Raw genomic sequence first — 16,295 nt, 5'->3', positions numbered from 1 at the left:
CCTTTGTGAGTTCTTTGATCGGTACTCACTGACCATCCCACGGTGGCTCTTCACGTTGACGAAGCAACACTCAAGAGCGGGAAACCACACCACTCACGGGGACGTAACCCTCCGTGCGAAACTCAGTGCTTCCCTGTACCGCGCAAGAGGGCAGCTAGGACTGCTTTGCGAATCGTTTATGTTAGCTTTTCTGCGCCGGCTCTGCGGGGTCGGTTCTTCTCAAACTATTTTCCAGCCCGGGCGCGCTGCCGGCTGATCACGGCCGCAGCCCGGTGCAGAACGGCCTCCGTTCCGGCGTAGATGCCGGCCGCTCGCGGCCAGTGGCTGATCACGTCGGTGAAGCCGAGTTCGCCGGCCCGACCGACGGCATCCTCGAACGCTCCGATGCTCTGCAGGGAGTAGCAGCCGCCGCTGTCGAGGGACAGGTAACGGTCGATGGTGGCCGGGTCCCTGCCCGCGACGACTGCCGTGTCCTCCAGCCGGTGCATGAGGCCGGCTACCGCCGCCCACCAGTCCTCGCCCACGACGCCGTCCGCTCCCGTCGTCACCCAGCCGGAACCGAACGTCGTGACGAGGCGCAGCCCTTTGGGCCCGTTCGCGGCGATGACGAACGGAACCCGCGGCTCCTGGGCCGGCACACCGACCATTCGCGCGCCGACCGCCCTCGCCCACTCCCCCTCGAAGCTGATGCCGCCGCTGCCCGGTTCTTCGTGGCGCAGCAGCCGGTCGAGGGCCGTGACGAACGCGGCGAAGCGCTCGGACCGCTGCTTCGGGGTGTACTCGGGCTGCCCGAGCACGGTGGCGTCGAACCCGGTACCGCCTGAGCCCACCCCGAGCAGGAATCGCCCGCCGGCAATGTCATCGAGGGTGGCGATCTCCTTGGCAAAGGTCACCGGATGCCGGAAGTTCGGTGATGAGACGAAGGTACCCAGCCGGATCCGCGAGGTGACGACCGCCGCGGCAGTCAGCGTCGGGACGGTCGCATGCCAGGGCTGGTCGGCCAACGACCGCCAGGACAGGTGGTCGTAGGTCCAGGCGTGGTCGAAGCCGAGCTGCTCAGCGCCCTGCCAGCGGCGGCGGGCCTCCGGCCACGAATCCTGCGGGAGAATGACGATTCCGAAGCGCATGCTGAGAGTCTACGGAAGGCCTCCCACCGGCACCTTCTCGCCCCGCGCGCACGGTGCTATTGATGGTTCTCGACCGGCGTTCCTGATTTCTCAGGCAGCGGGTCGGCCGCTGATGACACCAGACCCCCGTGGCGGCACCCGGCCCACGTTCCGGATGCCGCCGCGGGCCTTCGCTCGGGTCTCAGGGTCGCGGCACACGGGCTAATCAGGAATTTCTGTGGTGCGCGTCACCGCCGAGTGCCACACTCGACCCATGACAGGCTCATCGCACGGCTTCTCCCGGTGCACTATCGTGCCGCCGTATCTGCTGGTGCGGCTGGCGCGGGTCGACGATCCCCGGCTCGCGGCCGCGGCCGAGGCAGCCAGACGGTCTCTGATGCGGGACGTACCGATCCGGGAACTACGCGCGGCGGCGCATCCGACGCCGTCGTCGTCGGTCCACTCCGGTGTGCACGGCGGAGCGGCCGCTCGGGTGCGCGGGCACGTGGACCGGGCCGTGTCGGATGCCGGCGGCCTGGAACGACTGCCGGGCCGGCTGGTCCGCCGCGAGGGCCAGCCCGCCGGGGCCGATCTCGCGGTCAATGAAGCCTGGGCGGGGCTCGGAGACACGCATTCCCTGTTCTGGAACATGTTCGAGCGTGACTCGATCGATGACCGCGGTGTGTCGCTGGAGGCGACCGTGCACTACGGCCGCAACTACGACAATGCGTTCTGGGACGGCGAGCGCATGGTGTTCGGCGATGGCGACGGCTTGGTCTTCAACCGTTTCACCGCGTCGCTGACGGTGATCGGGCATGAGCTCACGCACGGGGTGACCCAATTCACGGCCAACCTCGCCTATGAGGGGCAATCAGGTGCGATAAACGAGTCCCTGTCGGACGTGTTCGGCTCGCTGGTGGAACAGCGCTCCCTGGGCCAGTCAGCCGCCGAGGCCGGCTGGTTGATCGGCGAAGGTCTCTTCACCGACCAGGTGCAGGGGGTCGCGCTGCGCTCGCTGAAGGCTCCCGGCACCGCCTACAACGACGATGCTCTCGGCAAGGACCCCCAGCCCGCGGACATGACCGGCTACATCGAAACCGAAGACGACAATGGCGGGGTGCACTTGAACTCGGGCATTCCGAACCGGGCGTTCTACCTCGTGGCCACAGCTCTCGGCGGAAACGCCTGGGAGACGGCCGGCCAGATCTGGTTCGACACCCTCACCTCCGGCACGCTGGGCCGCACCGTGGACTTCGCCGGGTTCGCGCGGGCGACCTCGCGGGCGGCGGTCACGCGCCACGGCGCCGGGTCCCGAGAACACCAGGCCGTGATCGCCGGCTGGACCGCCGTCGGCCTCGGCGGCGGGCTCGGCACCGGATCCCGGCCCCGGTCCGGCACTGGCCCAGGGACCGTCGTCGGTCGCGCCACCGTCGTTCCTGCCCCCCGGCCGGAGTAATATCGGCCTCATTTCCTGCCCCCCGGCCGGAGTAATATCGGCCTCATGAAGGTCGTCGTTTCGCGCAGCGGTGGCTTCGCCGGAATCCGAACCACCTGGGAGGTCCAGGTGGAGGAACAACCCGACCGGTCCGCCTGGGCGGAACTTCTTCGTGGGCTGCCCTGGGACGAGGTGTCCGCGACGGCTCCGCAGCCGGACCGCTACGTCTACCGCATCCGTTGCGCACCCCACGAGGTCGTGCTCAGCGAGCAGCAGGTCTCTGGGCCGTGGAAAGATCTTATTGACCGGGTCAGAGGCGTGAATGAAGGGCACTGACCCGTTCTCCGTTGTCTGCGCCTGAAAATCCCCTGTTAGAGTGAAGCTACTAAGGGGGCCTCCATCGCAAATTTGCTGGCTGTTAAAACTTCACGTTCTTTCTTCAGTGCTTCTGCACTGAACCGTTCGCTTGTTCTGGCCATCGGCCTTTTCCTCGCGGCCTTCGTCCTGACCGCTTCGCCGGCGGTTTCCGCTTCGGCTGCTCCGGTCGACGGCACCGTCGAACAGTGCAACGATGTCGCCGGAGTCGGCGGCGGCACCGGCGCCGTCGAATGCAGCGTCACGGTCGACAATTATCTCAATCTGGCCACCGGCGCGACCAGTTCGACCACCAGCACCGTCGTCAGCATCCACGCGGCGAATACCGAGGTGCAGCCCCCCGCAGCGACGGTCGTGAACTCTTCGAAGCTGATCCACACGATCACCCAGTGCAACGGCTCGATCAACGTCGGCGGCGGTAACACCATCTGTACGGTGACCGTGAACAACCACATCACCGGTGCGACCACGGCATCCCCCGCCACGGTCAACCAGTGCGTCGGCTCCGGAGCCAGCACGGCACTCGACTGCGTGCCGCTTGAGAACACCACCGACGCGACCGTCACCCAGTGCAACAACGCCGGGAACGGCGGCGGCGCCGATGTGCTCTGCCGGGTGAATCCCTCGGCGACGGTGACGACCGACGTGCCCATCACTGTCAACCAGTGCAACTACTCCAGCAACGGCGGTGGCTCGACCGTGGAGTGCGCGACCGAGCTCAACACGATCGTGGATGCAGCCGAGGTCACGCCGACGCAGACACCGACACCGACCGAGACACCGACCCCGACCGAGACGGCCCTCCCGGTCGCCGCCGACACGATCACGGCCGCTCCCGAGCTGGCCGCGACCGGCGTCGACTCGGCCTCCCTGCTGATCTCCGCGGCTGCAGGCGCCCTGCTGCTGGGACTCGGCGCGCTCCTCGCGCTTCGACGCACCGTCGTACGCCTCCGTCGGGACTGATCCGACTCGCTGTCAGACCGAAACGCGCCTACCGCCCCTCGGGGAACGGTGGGCGCGTTTTTCGTTGCCGGCACCTGCTCGCGCCGGGCCGGACCGCGTGGGACTATGAGTCATGGAAACCAACGACCTGTATCCGGTTCAGAACCTCAGCGAGGACGACTGCTGGGATCTTCTGATCTCGTCCAGTTTCGGAAGACTCGCGATGAGCATTTCCGGTGAGCCGGACATTTACCCGGTGAACTTCGTCTCCGCAGACCGGCGGCTCGTTTTCCGCACGGCCGAGGGTACGAAGCTCCTCGAGCTCACGGTGAACAACCGGGTCGCCTTCGAGATCGACGGCATCGGTCGCAGCGAGGCGTGGAGCGTCGTGGCGCGAGGCGAGGCCCGAGTTCTCGACAAGCAGGCCGAGATCGAGGCCGCGGATCAATTGCCGCTGCGCCCGCTCATCCCGACCCTGAAGTACATCTACGTCGAGATAACGCCGACCAGGATCACAGGCCGCCGGTTCCAGCTCGGCCCGGAACCCGACCGGTACTAGAAGCGTGACTCACGCACCGGACTCCAGCGTCATTCTGATCACGGGGACCTCCTCCGGTATCGGACTCCACGCCGCCATCGCCGCGGCTCGCGCCGGCCACACGGTGGTAGCCACCATGCGCAACCTCGAAGGCGCCCGCGCTCTGCGGGACGCGGCCACCGACGCGGAGGTGAGTCTCGACATCCGTCGCCTGGACGTGACCGAACCGCACGCGGCCACGGATGCCGTGGCCGGGACCATCGACCGGCACGGCCGGCTCGACGCGCTCATCAACAACGCCGGGTCGGGGAGGCTCGGCACCATCGAGAACTCAACGGTCGATGACGTTCGCGCCGTGATGGAGGTGAACTTCTTCGGGGTGGTTGCCCTCACACGGGCCGCGCTCCCCCTTCTCCGGGGCAGCACGGGCCGGCTGATCACCGTCTCGAGCGTGGGTGGAGCCATCGGCCAGCCCTTCAACGAGGCGTATTGTGCGGCGAAGTTCGCGGTGGAGGGATTCATGGAGAGCCTGGCCCCGGTGGCCGCCACGGCCGGTGTGTCGGTGACGGTAGTCGAACCCGGCGCCGTGACATCCTCGTTCGTCGCCAACGTCGGCCGGGACCTCAACCAATCCGGCTTGGCCAACGACCCGTACGCCGCGGCACTGGAGGCGTACCTGGCCCGCGCGGCGTCATCCTTCGGCTCGGCCCAGTCGGCCCGGAGCGCCGGCGAGATCGTCGCCGCCCTGCTCGACGGCGACCGCCCACCGTTTCGGGTGCAGACATCGGAGGCGGCGCGCCAGTTCGTGGCGGCCAAGCTCGCCGACCTCGACGGCGGAGTCGTGCAGCGGATGACGGCGACCTGGCTGGCCTGACGTCGGTCCCCGACTGATGAACGTGCGCCCGATCGAGAGCACCACCCCGGTCTCCGGATGGGTCAGGATTCGGATGAAGCCGGGCGTCCCGGCCGCAATCTTGCGTGCGGTATCGGGGTCGATCGGCCCGGAATCTTCGAAGTGGCTGGGTTGCTCGGGGTGGCCGAGGAGTGTCATCACCGGGACGGTGACGTGCACCGAGCCGCGGATGCCCTGGCCGACCCCCGATGCGGTAACCCCGTCGAGGATGAGGTCTTCGAACACGTCCGCCCGAAGCTGGGTCAGCGTGCGGGTGTCGTTCGGGCCCTGCAGACTCATCCCCATCACGGTGAGGCGGTCGTAACCGGCCTTCACTTTCTCCGCCGAGTCGTACCAGGAGCGGGATGCCATCCCGTCGGCCTCGGGCTCGAAGATCACCGTCCGGTCCGCCACCGACTTCTGGTGCCGGGCCGCGATCGACCCCGGGTGCAGCCGTTCCCGCATGATCCGGGCCTCGTTCTTCAGGTTGGCCACCGTCAGGTGCGGGGCCGACTTCAGCAGGGTCTCCTCGAACCCGGCCAGGGCCTCGGCGTGGAGCGACCAGGCCTGGTTCATGATCGCCTGCGCATGCCGGTAGGTGATCGACCCGTCCTGCAGGGCGGCCCGGGTGCCGGGCAGTTCATTTATCAGGGTGCGGCTCTCGGCGATCAGGGTTTCGGTCGAGCGCACCGGCAGCCGCAGGGTGTAGGACGGTTCGGTCACGAACTCGCGTTCGGCGACCTGTGCAGCGTGCCACCTGGTGCGGGGCATCCCGGTCGCGACCCCGGCCACTGCCGGGGGTCCCTCCCTGGCCTTGTCCTTGGCTGCCCGGGCCGCGTTTCGGGCCAGGGCTTCGGCGAACCGGCGGGCCTGATCGACCTGTTCGGCCAGGCGGGCGTCAACCCGGGCGGCGTCCGCCTGCGACTCCCGGATGGCGTCGGAGTGACGACCCAGGCGTTCCCGCTACTCACTGTAGGAGGGCTTCATGAGACACACGTTACGGCTGACCACTGACATTCCATGCTCCAGACAGGCACCCGTCAGCGCCCCGTGGATAACCTGATCAAACTTTTATTGTGGAGGAGTAGAAGCAGCCGTCGCCGGGCCCGCAGCGGGCATCCGTCAATGGGCGCGCAGCACACATCCGTGTCTCGTGAACTCGGAGATTTTCGGGAAACGCCGGTTGTGATGGCCTGGGGTGCCCGGCGTGTCGCGAAAATCTCCGAGGCTGGCGACTTCGACCGCCACGGATGCCCCGGGCGAACCTCTGGAAGTCGACGTACCGGGTCTCGACAGGCTCGACCACCGGCGGAGCCGTCGAGAGGGTGGGTGTCAGGCGAGGGAGTCGGCGGACAGGCTGATCAGACGCAGGAGCGCGTTGCCGTAGGCATCCGCGGGGTCGGCGGCGTCGAAGAATTCCGGCGCCCCGTTCAGCGCCACCGTCACCCGGTAGCTGTCCTCGCCCTGACGGGTGAGCGAACGGAAGGTGCTCCGCAACAGGACGCGCAGCTGGTCCTCACGCGGCATCCACAGGGCATCCTCGAGGGCCAGTGAATCAAGGGCCCACTCGGTGGTGCCGTTGAAGCCGAGGATCGTTCCCGTGTCGAACTCATGCGGCTCGATCGTCATGTCACTGACCGTGAACACGTCGCTTTCGAAGCCGGAGCGCTCGATGCGGAAGGCGTCACCGGAGACGGGACGCCACTGCAGACCGGCTTCGGCCAGGGCCCGCGCACTATCGATTGAGATCATGAAGACGACTCCGCCCACTAGCGTTGTGAAGAAAACTATATTCCCGGAGGACCGGCGTGACGCGAACGGTGAACCTGACGGTGCATGTGAAGCCCGGTAGTCGGAAGGGACCGCTGGTCTCCGGGGGAGAGCCGGGCCGAGAGCCGGGCCGGGAGCCGGGCGACGACGCGTCCCATGCTCCGACGGATGCTGCGCTCACCGTGTTCTTGCAGCAGCGGGCCGTTGAGGGTGCCGCCAACGATGCGCTGGTGAAGCTGCTGGCCAAGCACTTCGGCGTGTCCAAGAGCGCGGTGACCATCGTGCGCGGCCACGCCTCCCGGATCAAGCACGTGCGAATCGAACACGACTCGTAGCAATGCGCGACTCGCGTAGCGACTTGCACGTGCTTCCGGCACTGCGGGTTTCTAGCGGGTTCCGAGCAGGTCGATCACGAAGATCAGGGTCTGGCCGGAGAGCTGATGTCCTCCGCCGGCCGGTCCGTAGGCCAGGTGCGGAGGGACGACCAGCTTGCGGCGTCCGCCGACCTTCATGCCGGGGATGCCCTGCTGCCAGCCCGCGATGAGCTGAGCAAGCGGGAAGTTGATCGACTGCCCGCGGCTCCAGGAGGAGTCGAATTCATCTCCGGTGTCATAGGCGACGCCGAGGTAGTGCACGTTGACGGTGGCGCCGGGGGTTGCTTCGGCTCCCTCGCCGACCACGATGTCGGTGATGGTCAGTTCGGTAGGCGCGGGGCCCTCCGGAGCGTCGAGTTCGGGCTTGGTGTTTTGATCAGTCATTCCTCTATCCAATCGGATTGCGCGCTCGCCCGCACACCAAAAATTCCCCCTTGCGCGAACGCGGCCGTCGGGCGCACCATGGGAACAGAACTCGCCGCTCCGGGAGAGTTGTCGGCACTGCCACACCACCGGGGCGGCGAGTCCTTGTTCGTCAGGGCATCAGAGTCAGTTGATCACGCCGGCACGGTCGCGCTGGATCAGCCCCAGCAGCTCCGATTCGTCGGCCCGGTCGACGTTCGCGGCCGTACCGTTCACCATGCGCTGTCGGGCGAAAGCCAGGCGGGTGGAGTTGTGGATGAAGTGGTGCATGGCCCGCTTCCGGGTTTGGGGCTGCCGCGCGGCCCAGGATCGAGCCTGCCGACGGCCATCGCGGGTGGCGAGCATACCCACCTCGGCCGGGCTGAACCAGCCGGCCGCGGCATACTCGCTCAGCCGGAGCACGGTGACGCGTTCTTCCTGGCGCCGCAGCAACACGACAACCATGATCGCGCCGAGGAACAGAGGCACCTGCACGGCGAGGTAGTACGCCACCAGCGAGCCACTCTCGACCAGGTAGAACGCCCCGTTCCAGACGGAGTGCAGGAAGATCGCCGAGACGAATCCGAGCAGAATCGTGGCGAAGGCCGGGAACGGCCGGAACCGGACCGCCAGCCCGCACGCAATGCCGATGCAGGCAGTGAACATGACATGAGCGAAGGGCGACAACACCCCCCGCACCAGGAACGTGAAGCCCAGGTTCTCAGAGCCACCGTCCATCATCGCCACACCGAAGTATTGGATGTTCTCGGTGAAGGCGAATCCGGCCGCGACCGTCGCGGCATAGACCACGCCATCGACCGGGCCGTCGAATCTCCGACGCAGCACCCAGAAGAGCAGCAGCACCCCGGCGCCCTTGGCGGCCTCCTCGACGAGGGGCGCCTGGAGGACGGCGGCGGCGAAACCGTCATCCGTTTCGGTGGCCCCGGCGCCGGCCCGGGCCAGCTGCACGCCCAGGTCGAAGAGCAGCGCGGTCACGATGGAGACGCCGGCGCCCCAGAGAAACGCGAACCAGAGGGCCGGGCGGGGTTCGGGCTCCCACCGATCGATCCAGCCCACGGCGAGCAAAATCCCGATCAGTGGGATGAGTGCCAGGATGAGGCCGACCAGCAGCGTGCCGGCACCGAGGAAGGTGGCCAGGTAGACGAACACCAGCAGCAGCGCGGCGCCCCCGATGACGAGGCCGGTGACCGTAAGCGTGACGATGCCCGCCCGGGTGCGACGAACGGGGGCGGTCCAGACGGGCTGCACCGGCTGGGCCGCGGGCTGCACCGAGGCAGGCTGGGCCGCGGGCTGGGTTCCGGCCGGATGAGAGTGTGGGGCGGCGGCGGAGTGCTCCGGGGTCGGCTCGTGGGTCATGCCCAACAGACTAGCCGCGCGTTCACGCCGCGAACATGATGCCCGGGTTGAGGATGCCCAACGGGTCGAACGCCGCCTTGATCCGGCGCTGCAGGGCGAAGCCCGTGTCGCCGAGCTCCTCGGCCAGCCAGCGCCGCTTGAGCACGCCGACCCCGTGCTCGCCGGTGAGCGTGCCGCCGAGTTCGAGCGCGGCACGGAAGAGCTCGTCGGCCGCCAGCCAGACCGCCTCCGGCACGACCGGCTCCGCGCCGCCCCGGGCCGGATCGAACGGGATCAGGAAATTGGGGTGCAGATTGCCGTCTCCGGCGTGGGCCACCGTGGGGATGGGCAGGCCCGTGCGGGCACTGATCTCAGCGATCCGCGCGAACATCTCGGCCAGCCGGGAGCGGGGCACGCAGACATCCTCGATCAGGACCTCGCCGTGAGCGGCCAGCGCCGGATGCGCGGCCCGCCGCACGGCCAGCAGTCGATCGGCGGATTCGGCGTCGGTGGAGACGCGCACCTCCCCGCCCGCGGCCCGCAGCACGGCCACCGCCTGGTCCGCCTCCGCCTGGCTCGCCGGCCCATCCGTCTGCACCAGCAGGAACGCTCCCCTAGCCGGAACTCCCTCGAACAGGTTCGGCCCGAGGTACGCCGCGATCAGGGCCAGGGCCACCGGGTCGATGAGTTCCATCACGGCCGGGCGCAGCCGGGCCGCCGTGACGAGACCGGATGCCGCGGCCGCCTTGGCCACGTCGGGGAACGTCGCGCCGATCGTGACGGTCTCACCCAGGGTGATGGCGCGCGCCCGCACGGTGGCCTCGACGATCACGCCGAGGGTGCCCTCCGAGCCGGTGAGCAGGGCGGTCAAATCGTAGCCGGTGACGCCCTTGACGGTGCGGTGCCCGGTCTCCAGCAGGCTCCCGTCGGCGAGCACCACCGTCAACGCCAGCACCGCCTCCCGGGTGACGCCGTACTTCGCGCAGAGCAGCCCACCCGCGTTGGTGGCGATGTTGCCGCCGACCGAGGAGATCGCCCGGCTTGCCGGGTCCGGCGCGAACCACAGCCCGTGCGCGGAGAGGGCCGTGTTGAGGTCGCCGTTGAGCACGCCCGGCTCGACCACGGCCAGTTCATCCTCCGGGCGGATCTCGAGGATACGGTTCATCCGCTCGACGCTCAGCACGATGGCGCCGTCCGTGCCGCACGCTCCCCCGGCCAGGCCCGTTCCGGCTCCGCGGGTGATCACCGGCACGCGAAACTCGGTCGCGATGCGCAGCGTGGCCTGCACCTGGTCGACGGATGCGGCGTAGACGACCGCCAGCGGCATCCCCGGGGCAACCCAGCCCGATTTGTCGCCCCGAACGGCCGCGAGCCGGCGCGGATCGACGCTGACGTGGGTGCCGAGTTCGGCCTGCAGACGCTCCAATGCGGTCATGCGCCCAGAGTACCGGGCCGGGTGCCGGAGGGCAGGCCCGGACACAGGCCGGCATGGCCCGCGGCCGCTGCGGCCGGCACCGGCGATGGCCGATTCCCGCTGGTGCGCCCGGGCTCGCGGTGGCAGGCTGGCCGGGTGACCATCCCTCCTGCCGGGCTCGATCCGGTCTTCTTCGAGCGCTACCGGGCCATGTCCTCCCGAGACTCCCGCTTCGACGGTCAGTTCATCACGGGCGTGCACTCCACCGGAATCTACTGCCGCCCCAGCTGCCCGGCGGCCACACCGAAGCCGGCCAATGTGTCGTTCTATCTCACCAGCGCGGCCGCGCACGAGGCCGGCCTGCGGGCGTGCAAACGCTGCCTTCCTGATGCCGTCCCCGGGTCGCCGGACTGGGACATCCGTGACGACCTCGCCGCCCGCGCCATGCGCCTGATCAGCGACGGCACGGTTGAGCGGGAGGGCGTGCCCGGCCTCGCCCGCCGCCTCGGCTACAGCGAACGGCACCTGACCCGCGTGCTCGTGACCGAGCTGGGCGCCGGCCCGCTCGCGCTCGCCCGGGCGCACCGCGCGCAGACCGCCCGCGTGCTGCTGGCGAGCACGGATGTCCCGATCACCGAGGTCGCATTCGCCGCCGGTTTCGGCAGCGTGCGCCAGTTCAACGACACCATCGCCGTCGTCTACGAGCGCACCCCCACCGAGCTGCGCCGCGCCCGTCCCGCCCGCGCCCAGCCCCGCGCCCAGCCCCTCGGCGTCGGCGGGGTCGGTGAGGCCGGCTTCGGGGTCGGTGACGGGACGGGCATCGACCTGCTGCTGCCGGCGCGCGCGCCGTTCGACGGGGTGGGGGTGCTGCGGTTCCTTGCCGCGCGAGGCCTCGCGGGGGTGGAACAGGCGACGGATGCCCGTTACGCGCGCACGCTGCGCCTGCCACACGGACCCGCGACGATGGAACTGACCCTGTCGGGAACGGCGGCCGCGCCAGCCGTCGCCTGCCGCGCCCGACTGGCCAGCCTCGCCGACCTCGCGCCGCTCGTCAGCCGGGTGCGGCGCCTGCTCGACCTGGACGCGGACTCCCGGGCGATCGACCTGACGCTCGGGAGGGACCCGCAACTCGCGGCCGGAATCGCGGCCACCCCCGGCATGCGCGTGCCGGGCAGCGTGGACCCCGAGGAGACCCTGTTCCGCGCGCTCATCGGCCAGCAGGTCTCGGTGGCCTCCGCGCGAACGGCACTCACCCGGCTGGCCGCTGCGCTCGGCGACGACGTGTACCCGGGTGCAGGGGACAGCGACAGCAGCGCCACCACTGGCACCAGCGGCACCAGCGCCACCACCGGCACCAGCCAAAGCCTCTTCATCCACGACTCCACCGCCGCTCCCCTGACCCGGCTGTTTCCCACCGCCGCTCCCCTGACCCGGCTGTTTCCCACCGCCCAGCGGATCGCAACCGAGGGCCGCGGCGTGCTGCGCGGCCCGGCCGCGCGCATCGACGCGATCATCGGCGTGGCGGAGGCGCTCTGCTCCGGCGATCTGGTGCTCTCCTACGGGCAGACCCGGGAGGATCTTGAGTCCCGTCTGACCGCCCTGGCCGGGATCGGACCGTGGACGGCCGGATACGTGGCCCTGCGCGTGCTGGGCAGCCCGGACATCCTGCTGACCAGCGACCTAGCCCTGTTGCAGGGCGCCGGGCGGCTCGGCCTGCCCGCGGAGGCCCGGCAACTCGCCCGCCACGGTGCCGCCTGGGCGCCGTGGCGCAGCTACGCCGGCATGCACTTGTGGCGCGCGGCAGGCGCCGCGGCTACCCCGCGCACCGCGACCCCTCCCGGGCCAGATAGCCTGAACAGGTGAAATTCGCCCACCTGAGAGTTGAAGGTCAATCCACTCCGCGGCTCGCCGCCGTCTTCGACGACGCAGCGCTGTTCCTCGACGAGATCATGGACGACGCCCCCCGCGATCTGCAGGACCTGATCGAGAAGGACTCTGACGAGTACGACCGGGTGCGCGCCCTGAGCCAGAACGCCGCCGCGCAGGGAGCAACGCTCACCCCGCTGGGCGAGCTGCGCTACTCGTCGGCCGTGCTGCGTCCGCCTCAGATCATCGCGATCGGCGCCAACTACGCCGCCCACTCCTCCGAGCTCGAACTGCGCGTCGAAACGGCCGCGACCGTGTTCTCGCTCTGGCCCAACTCGCTCACCGGGCACGAGTCCACGATCACCTGGCCGACCGATCTGACCAGCCAGGTCGACTACGAGGCCGAGCTCGGCGTGATCATCGGCACGGCCGCACACCACGTGTCGGTGGCGGACGCTCTCGACCATGTCTTCGGCTACACGGTCGTCAACGACATCACGGCGCGCGACCTGCAATTCTCCGAGGCGCAGTGGTCGCGCTGCAAGTCCTTCGACGGTTTCACGCCCACCGGGCCGGTCGTCATCACGGCAGACCAGATCGCCGACCCGCAGGACCTGTGGCTGACCACCCACGTCGACGGCCGCATCCTGCAGGACGCCTCGAGCGGCGACATGGTGCGCTCGGTCGCCGAGATCATCTCCTACCTCTCCAAAACCTCGACCCTGCTGCCGGGCACGCTCATCTCCACCGGCAGCCCGGGCGGCGCCGGCTACAGCCGCAAACCTCCGGTGTTCCTGCGCGACGGCTCGACGGTCACGATCACCATCGACAAGATCGGGTTCCTCACCACGCATTGCCGCGCGATCTGACCGTGACCGCCAGATGGAGGATCAATGCGACAGCTCGCTGCGGGCGGGAAAGGAGGCAGCGACGATGACGATCTCGGTCGTGATCCCCTGCTACAACGACGCCGCCCTTCTCCGAACCTGCCTCGCGGCTTTGGCCCGGCAGCAGCGGGTGCCCGACGAGGCGATCGTTGTCGACAACGCGAGCACGGATGCTTCGGCAGAGATCGCTCTCTTCGGGGGTGCGCGGGTCGTGCGGGCGACCCAGCGGGGCATCTGGCCGGCGGCGGCAGCCGGCTAGGGTGCGGCATCCGGTGACGTGATCGCCCGTCTCGACGCCGACTCCGTGCCGCCAGCCGACTGGCTGGAGCGGATCGAGTCCGCGCTGGCGGAGTCCCCCGGGAGCGACATGGTCACCGGCCCCGGCGATTTCTACGGCTGCGGCACCCTCGTGGCCTGGTTGGGCGGGACCTTCTACATCGGCGGATATTTCTTCTGGATGCCGTTCTGGCTGGGGCACCGGCATGCCGCCCGGTGCGCGGTGCGGCGCCGCCGGGCCGGGCGTCCCACGATCGGGCACTGAGCTGTTTCGCGGGGGCATCGGATCAGCCCGCCGGCCTCCGGTTCAGCCGGCCGGCCAACCTCCGGTTCAGCCTGCTACCAGCCGGGTCAGCCTGCCGAATCGGCCCGCCTGATCAGCCAGCCACCCGGTAAAGCGCGGCGAGGGCCAGCTCCGCGACGATCCCGGCGATCGAGTAGCCGAGCACGTGCACCGGGGTGGGCCCTGCGTCGGGGAACACGATCAGGTCGGCCACGAACGGGGCGTAGTCCCAGGGCTCGGTGCCGCCGGGCCCGGCCGCGCACGCCTGGTAGTGCCCGGCCAGTTCGTGGCTCTGCACGAAGTGGCCGGCGTCGGCCAGCAGCGGAGCCAACAGCACGAAGTCTTCCTTGGAGCCGGTCGCGCCGGGCAGCAGCACGATTCTCGGAGCGGCCGGGGTCGCCCAGCTCGAAGGCGGCGAGGTTCCCGCTCGGCGCCGGGAACCAGAAGGCGCGGCTGCCTGCGGGCAGCACCGTCCAGTCCCGGTCGGGGAGGGTGTGGCCGCGCAGCACCATCACATCGGCCGGGTTCCCTGCCGGCCGAGCGGCCGGCGCGGAACCCGGTCGGCCGCGGGAACGCCACTCCCAGACGCACATGGCGTCACGGTAGCGCTCCCGCCCCGCAGCCCGAACGAATTCGACGGAGATTCTGCCGAAAACGGGCCTCACCACGTCGAAATGGCCGTTTTCCTCGAGAATCTCCGTCGAATTGGTTCAACACCGGCAGGTCGCTCCGCCTGTGCTGAACAGCGTCCACGCGGGTGCGTCAGCTCTGACCCGCGGAGGGCGACCCAACCAATCGATCGAAACTCGTTCGGCTACGGCGCGCGCTGGTCGTCCCGGCCGTCGAGCGCGAGCAGTTGCTCCTCCACGGCGCCGCCGTAGCCTTCCTTCTGCGGGTCGCCGTGCAGGCCGCCGGACACCGCGTATTCTTCCTCCGGGGAGAGCACGAGGCGCTTGCGCCCGTAGAGCGCGAAGATCAGCAGCATGACCACGTAGACCACGGCGATGGCCGCGATGGCCGGGCGGGCCGGCTCGTTGATGAAGAACCCGAAGAAGATCGCCAGCGAGAGGATGCCCGCGATCACCGCCCCGGGTACGCCCCACGGGCTGCGGTAGGGCCGGTTCGCATTCGGGTACTTTCGGCGCAACACGACGAACGAGATCATCTGCAGGATGTAGGCGATCACGGCTCCCCAAACGGCGATGTTGAGCACGATCGCCCCGGCCACGCCGCCGGCGCCGCCGAGCGAGTCGACGAGGATCAGGGCCACGAAGCCGATCAGGGCCCCCACGAGCAGCGCCACCGCCGGAGTCTGGCGGCGGCCGGTCAGGGAGAGGAATTTCGGATAATAGCCGGCCCGCGACAGGGAGTACATGTTGCGCCCGTAGGCGAACATGATGCCCTGCAGGGAGGCCAGCAGTCCGACCAGGGCGAACAGGGCCAGCACAGCGGCCGCCTCGTCGCCGACCATCGCCCGAAAGCCGTCGAGCAGTGGCTCCCCGGCGGTGGCGATGTTCGAGGCCCCGACTATCCCGGTGTTGAGCACCAGCACCAGGAGCCCGGTCACGATCAGGGTCGTGCGGGCGATCAGACCGGCTCGCGGGATGTCCCGCACCGGGTCGTGGGATTCCTCCGCGGCCAGCGGCAGCTCCTCAATTCCGAGGAAGAACCACATGGCGTAGGGCAGGGCGAACAGGATCGGCACCACGCCGAAGGGCAGGAACTCGGACTGGCCGGCCTCCGGGGCGATATCGAAGAGGTTGTCCACACTGAAGAGCCCGGAGAAGGCCGCCATTGCCGAGAACACCAGCAGGATGCCGATGGAGATGATCGAGACCACGATCGCGAATTTGAACGAGATCGCGGCGCCGGCCGAGTTCAGGCCGATGAATACGGCGTAGAGGATGGCCCACCACGCCCAGGCGGGCAGTGAGACTCCGAGCAGCTCACTCGTGATGCCGTCGGCGTAGGACGCCGAGAAGTACACGATCACGGCGGTGGTCGCGACATACTCAATGGTCTCGGCCAGGCCGGTGACGAAACCGCCCCAGGGCCCGAGCGCCGCCCGGGCGAAGGAATAGGCGCCGCCCGTGTGCGGCATGGCCGACGCCATCTCCCCGATCGCGAAGATCATGCCGTAGTACATGACGATCAAGAGGGCGAAGGCGATCAGCATTCCGCCGAATCCAGCGAAATCGATGCCGAAGTTCCAGCCCGAGAAATCACCGGAGATGACCGCGGCGACGGCGAGTCCCCACAGCCCCCAGATCCCGGCGCTGCGGCGGAGCTTGCGTTTCTCGAAGTACCCTGCCTCTGCCGTCGTGTAGGTCACGCCCGAGACGTTCAAGGTGTCTTTGGACATCCTGGATTCCTTTGCGT

Annotated in this window: 15 protein-coding genes and 2 pseudogenes; 9 read left to right on the top strand and 8 right to left on the bottom strand. The window is 69.0% G+C overall.

All coding sequences use genetic code 11. The annotated features are described in order from the left end of the window. Positions 1 to 224: 224 nt before the first annotated feature. A complete protein-coding gene (locus E3N86_RS02740) occupies positions 225 to 1,127 on the bottom strand; it encodes an LLM class flavin-dependent oxidoreductase (RefSeq protein WP_134374642.1) in 903 nt (300 codons plus the stop codon). Between the two features lie 253 nt (positions 1,128 to 1,380). Here E3N86_RS02740 and E3N86_RS02735 point away from each other — a divergent pair, with 253 nt between their 5' ends. The 5 genes from E3N86_RS02735 to E3N86_RS02715 all read left to right on the top strand — a co-directional run bounded on the left by E3N86_RS02735 (position 1,381) and on the right by E3N86_RS02715 (position 5,270). Then, positions 1,381 to 2,562 carry a M4 family metallopeptidase gene (locus E3N86_RS02735; RefSeq protein WP_134374644.1) on the top strand — a complete coding sequence of 394 codons (1,182 nt, stop codon included), beginning with the start codon at positions 1,381 to 1,383 and terminating at the stop codon, positions 2,560 to 2,562. 45 nt (positions 2,563 to 2,607) lie between these two features. Then, positions 2,608 to 2,877, top strand: coding sequence for a protealysin inhibitor emfourin (locus tag E3N86_RS02730; RefSeq protein WP_104101085.1), 270 nt, complete (start codon positions 2,608 to 2,610; stop codon positions 2,875 to 2,877). A gap of 72 nt (positions 2,878 to 2,949) precedes the next feature. Next, the gene (locus E3N86_RS02725) at positions 2,950 to 3,879 is read left to right on the top strand and encodes a hypothetical protein (RefSeq protein ID WP_134374646.1); all 930 of its coding nucleotides are present in this window, start codon (positions 2,950 to 2,952) and stop codon (positions 3,877 to 3,879) included. Positions 3,880 to 3,991: 112 nt separating this feature from the next. Further along, on the top strand, positions 3,992 to 4,417 hold the full coding sequence (locus E3N86_RS02720) for a pyridoxamine 5'-phosphate oxidase family protein (RefSeq protein WP_104101082.1): 426 nt from the start codon (positions 3,992 to 3,994) through the stop codon (positions 4,415 to 4,417). Positions 4,418 to 4,421: 4 nt separating this feature from the next. After that, entirely contained in the window at positions 4,422 to 5,270 is an 849-nt protein-coding gene (locus tag E3N86_RS02715; protein WP_134374648.1) for an SDR family NAD(P)-dependent oxidoreductase, read from the top strand. A gap of 189 nt (positions 5,271 to 5,459) precedes the next feature. On the opposite strand, the pseudogene E3N86_RS17230 reads toward E3N86_RS02715, so the two are convergent. Next, a pseudogene (locus E3N86_RS17230) lies at positions 5,460 to 6,059 on the bottom strand (DUF222 domain-containing protein); the annotation flags it as partial. Positions 6,060 to 6,620: 561 nt separating this feature from the next. After that, complete coding sequence (locus tag E3N86_RS02705; RefSeq protein ID WP_134374652.1) at positions 6,621 to 7,040, bottom strand: hypothetical protein; 420 nt, start codon at positions 7,038 to 7,040, stop codon at positions 6,621 to 6,623. A 56-nt stretch (positions 7,041 to 7,096) separates the two neighbouring features. On the opposite strand from E3N86_RS02705, the gene E3N86_RS02700 reads away from it, so the two are divergent. Further along, positions 7,097 to 7,393: a DUF167 domain-containing protein gene (locus E3N86_RS02700; RefSeq protein WP_233191412.1), complete on the top strand. Its 297-nt coding sequence runs from the start codon at positions 7,097 to 7,099 to the stop codon at positions 7,391 to 7,393. A 51-nt stretch (positions 7,394 to 7,444) separates the two neighbouring features. Here E3N86_RS02700 and E3N86_RS02695 read toward each other — a convergent pair whose 3' ends face one another. From E3N86_RS02695 to E3N86_RS02685, 3 genes are all read right to left on the bottom strand, one after another. Beyond that, entirely contained in the window at positions 7,445 to 7,816 is a 372-nt protein-coding gene (locus E3N86_RS02695; RefSeq protein WP_104101078.1) for an FKBP-type peptidyl-prolyl cis-trans isomerase, read from the bottom strand. A 165-nt stretch (positions 7,817 to 7,981) separates the two neighbouring features. Further along, positions 7,982 to 9,211, bottom strand: coding sequence for a PrsW family intramembrane metalloprotease (locus E3N86_RS02690; RefSeq protein ID WP_134374654.1), 1,230 nt, complete (start codon positions 9,209 to 9,211; stop codon positions 7,982 to 7,984). A gap of 22 nt (positions 9,212 to 9,233) precedes the next feature. Next, on the bottom strand, positions 9,234 to 10,625 hold the full coding sequence (locus tag E3N86_RS02685; RefSeq protein WP_134511275.1) for an FAD-binding oxidoreductase: 1,392 nt from the start codon (positions 10,623 to 10,625) through the stop codon (positions 9,234 to 9,236). Between the two features lie 135 nt (positions 10,626 to 10,760). Between E3N86_RS02685 and E3N86_RS02680 the strand changes: the two genes are divergently transcribed. From E3N86_RS02680 to E3N86_RS16675, 3 genes and pseudogenes are all read left to right on the top strand, one after another. Then, positions 10,761 to 12,467: a DNA-3-methyladenine glycosylase 2 family protein gene (locus E3N86_RS02680; protein ID WP_255453028.1), complete on the top strand. Its 1,707-nt coding sequence runs from the start codon at positions 10,761 to 10,763 to the stop codon at positions 12,465 to 12,467. Beyond that, the gene (locus tag E3N86_RS02675) at positions 12,464 to 13,339 is read left to right on the top strand and encodes a fumarylacetoacetate hydrolase family protein (RefSeq protein ID WP_233194206.1); all 876 of its coding nucleotides are present in this window, start codon (positions 12,464 to 12,466) and stop codon (positions 13,337 to 13,339) included. Before E3N86_RS02680 ends, E3N86_RS02675 begins: the two co-directional genes overlap by 4 nt. 13 nt (positions 13,340 to 13,352) lie before the next feature. Further along, positions 13,353 to 13,898: pseudogene (locus E3N86_RS16675) on the top strand (glycosyltransferase family A protein). A 112-nt stretch (positions 13,899 to 14,010) separates the two neighbouring features. Here E3N86_RS16675 and E3N86_RS02660 read toward each other — a convergent pair. Further along, entirely contained in the window at positions 14,011 to 14,292 is a 282-nt protein-coding gene (locus E3N86_RS02660; protein WP_134511272.1) for an alpha/beta fold hydrolase, read from the bottom strand. A 438-nt stretch (positions 14,293 to 14,730) separates the two neighbouring features. Further along, positions 14,731 to 16,278, bottom strand: coding sequence for an amino acid permease (locus tag E3N86_RS02655; protein WP_104101074.1), 1,548 nt, complete (start codon positions 16,276 to 16,278; stop codon positions 14,731 to 14,733). Positions 16,279 to 16,295 lie beyond the last annotated feature (17 nt).

Origin of the sequence: Cryobacterium sp. Hz7 (genome assembly GCF_004402815.1) — a bacterium.
GTDB lineage: Bacteria > Actinomycetota > Actinomycetes > Actinomycetales > Microbacteriaceae > Cryobacterium > Cryobacterium sandaracinum.
This window is presented reverse-complemented; position numbering and strand designations above follow the sequence as displayed.

Bases quoted from the DNA above. Each gene is read 5' to 3' on its own strand.
- E3N86_RS02685 (WP_134511275.1), bottom strand. From the start codon at position 10,625: ATGACCGCATTGGAGCGTCTGCAGGCCGAACTCGGCACCCACGTCAGC.
- E3N86_RS02705 (WP_134374652.1), bottom strand. From the start codon at position 7,040: ATGATCTCAATCGATAGTGCGCGGGCCCTGGCCGAAGCCGGTCTGCAG.
- E3N86_RS02730 (WP_104101085.1), top strand. From the start codon at position 2,608: ATGAAGGTCGTCGTTTCGCGCAGCGGTGGCTTCGCCGGAATCCGAACC.
- E3N86_RS02740 (WP_134374642.1), bottom strand. From the start codon at position 1,127: ATGCGCTTCGGAATCGTCATTCTCCCGCAGGATTCGTGGCCGGAGGCC.
- E3N86_RS02695 (WP_104101078.1), bottom strand. From the start codon at position 7,816: ATGACTGATCAAAACACCAAGCCCGAACTCGACGCTCCGGAGGGCCCC.
- E3N86_RS02655 (WP_104101074.1), bottom strand. From the start codon at position 16,278: ATGTCCAAAGACACCTTGAACGTCTCGGGCGTGACCTACACGACGGCA.
- E3N86_RS02720 (WP_104101082.1), top strand. From the start codon at position 3,992: ATGGAAACCAACGACCTGTATCCGGTTCAGAACCTCAGCGAGGACGAC.
- E3N86_RS02690 (WP_134374654.1), bottom strand. From the start codon at position 9,211: ATGACCCACGAGCCGACCCCGGAGCACTCCGCCGCCGCCCCACACTCT.
- E3N86_RS02735 (WP_134374644.1), top strand. From the start codon at position 1,381: ATGACAGGCTCATCGCACGGCTTCTCCCGGTGCACTATCGTGCCGCCG.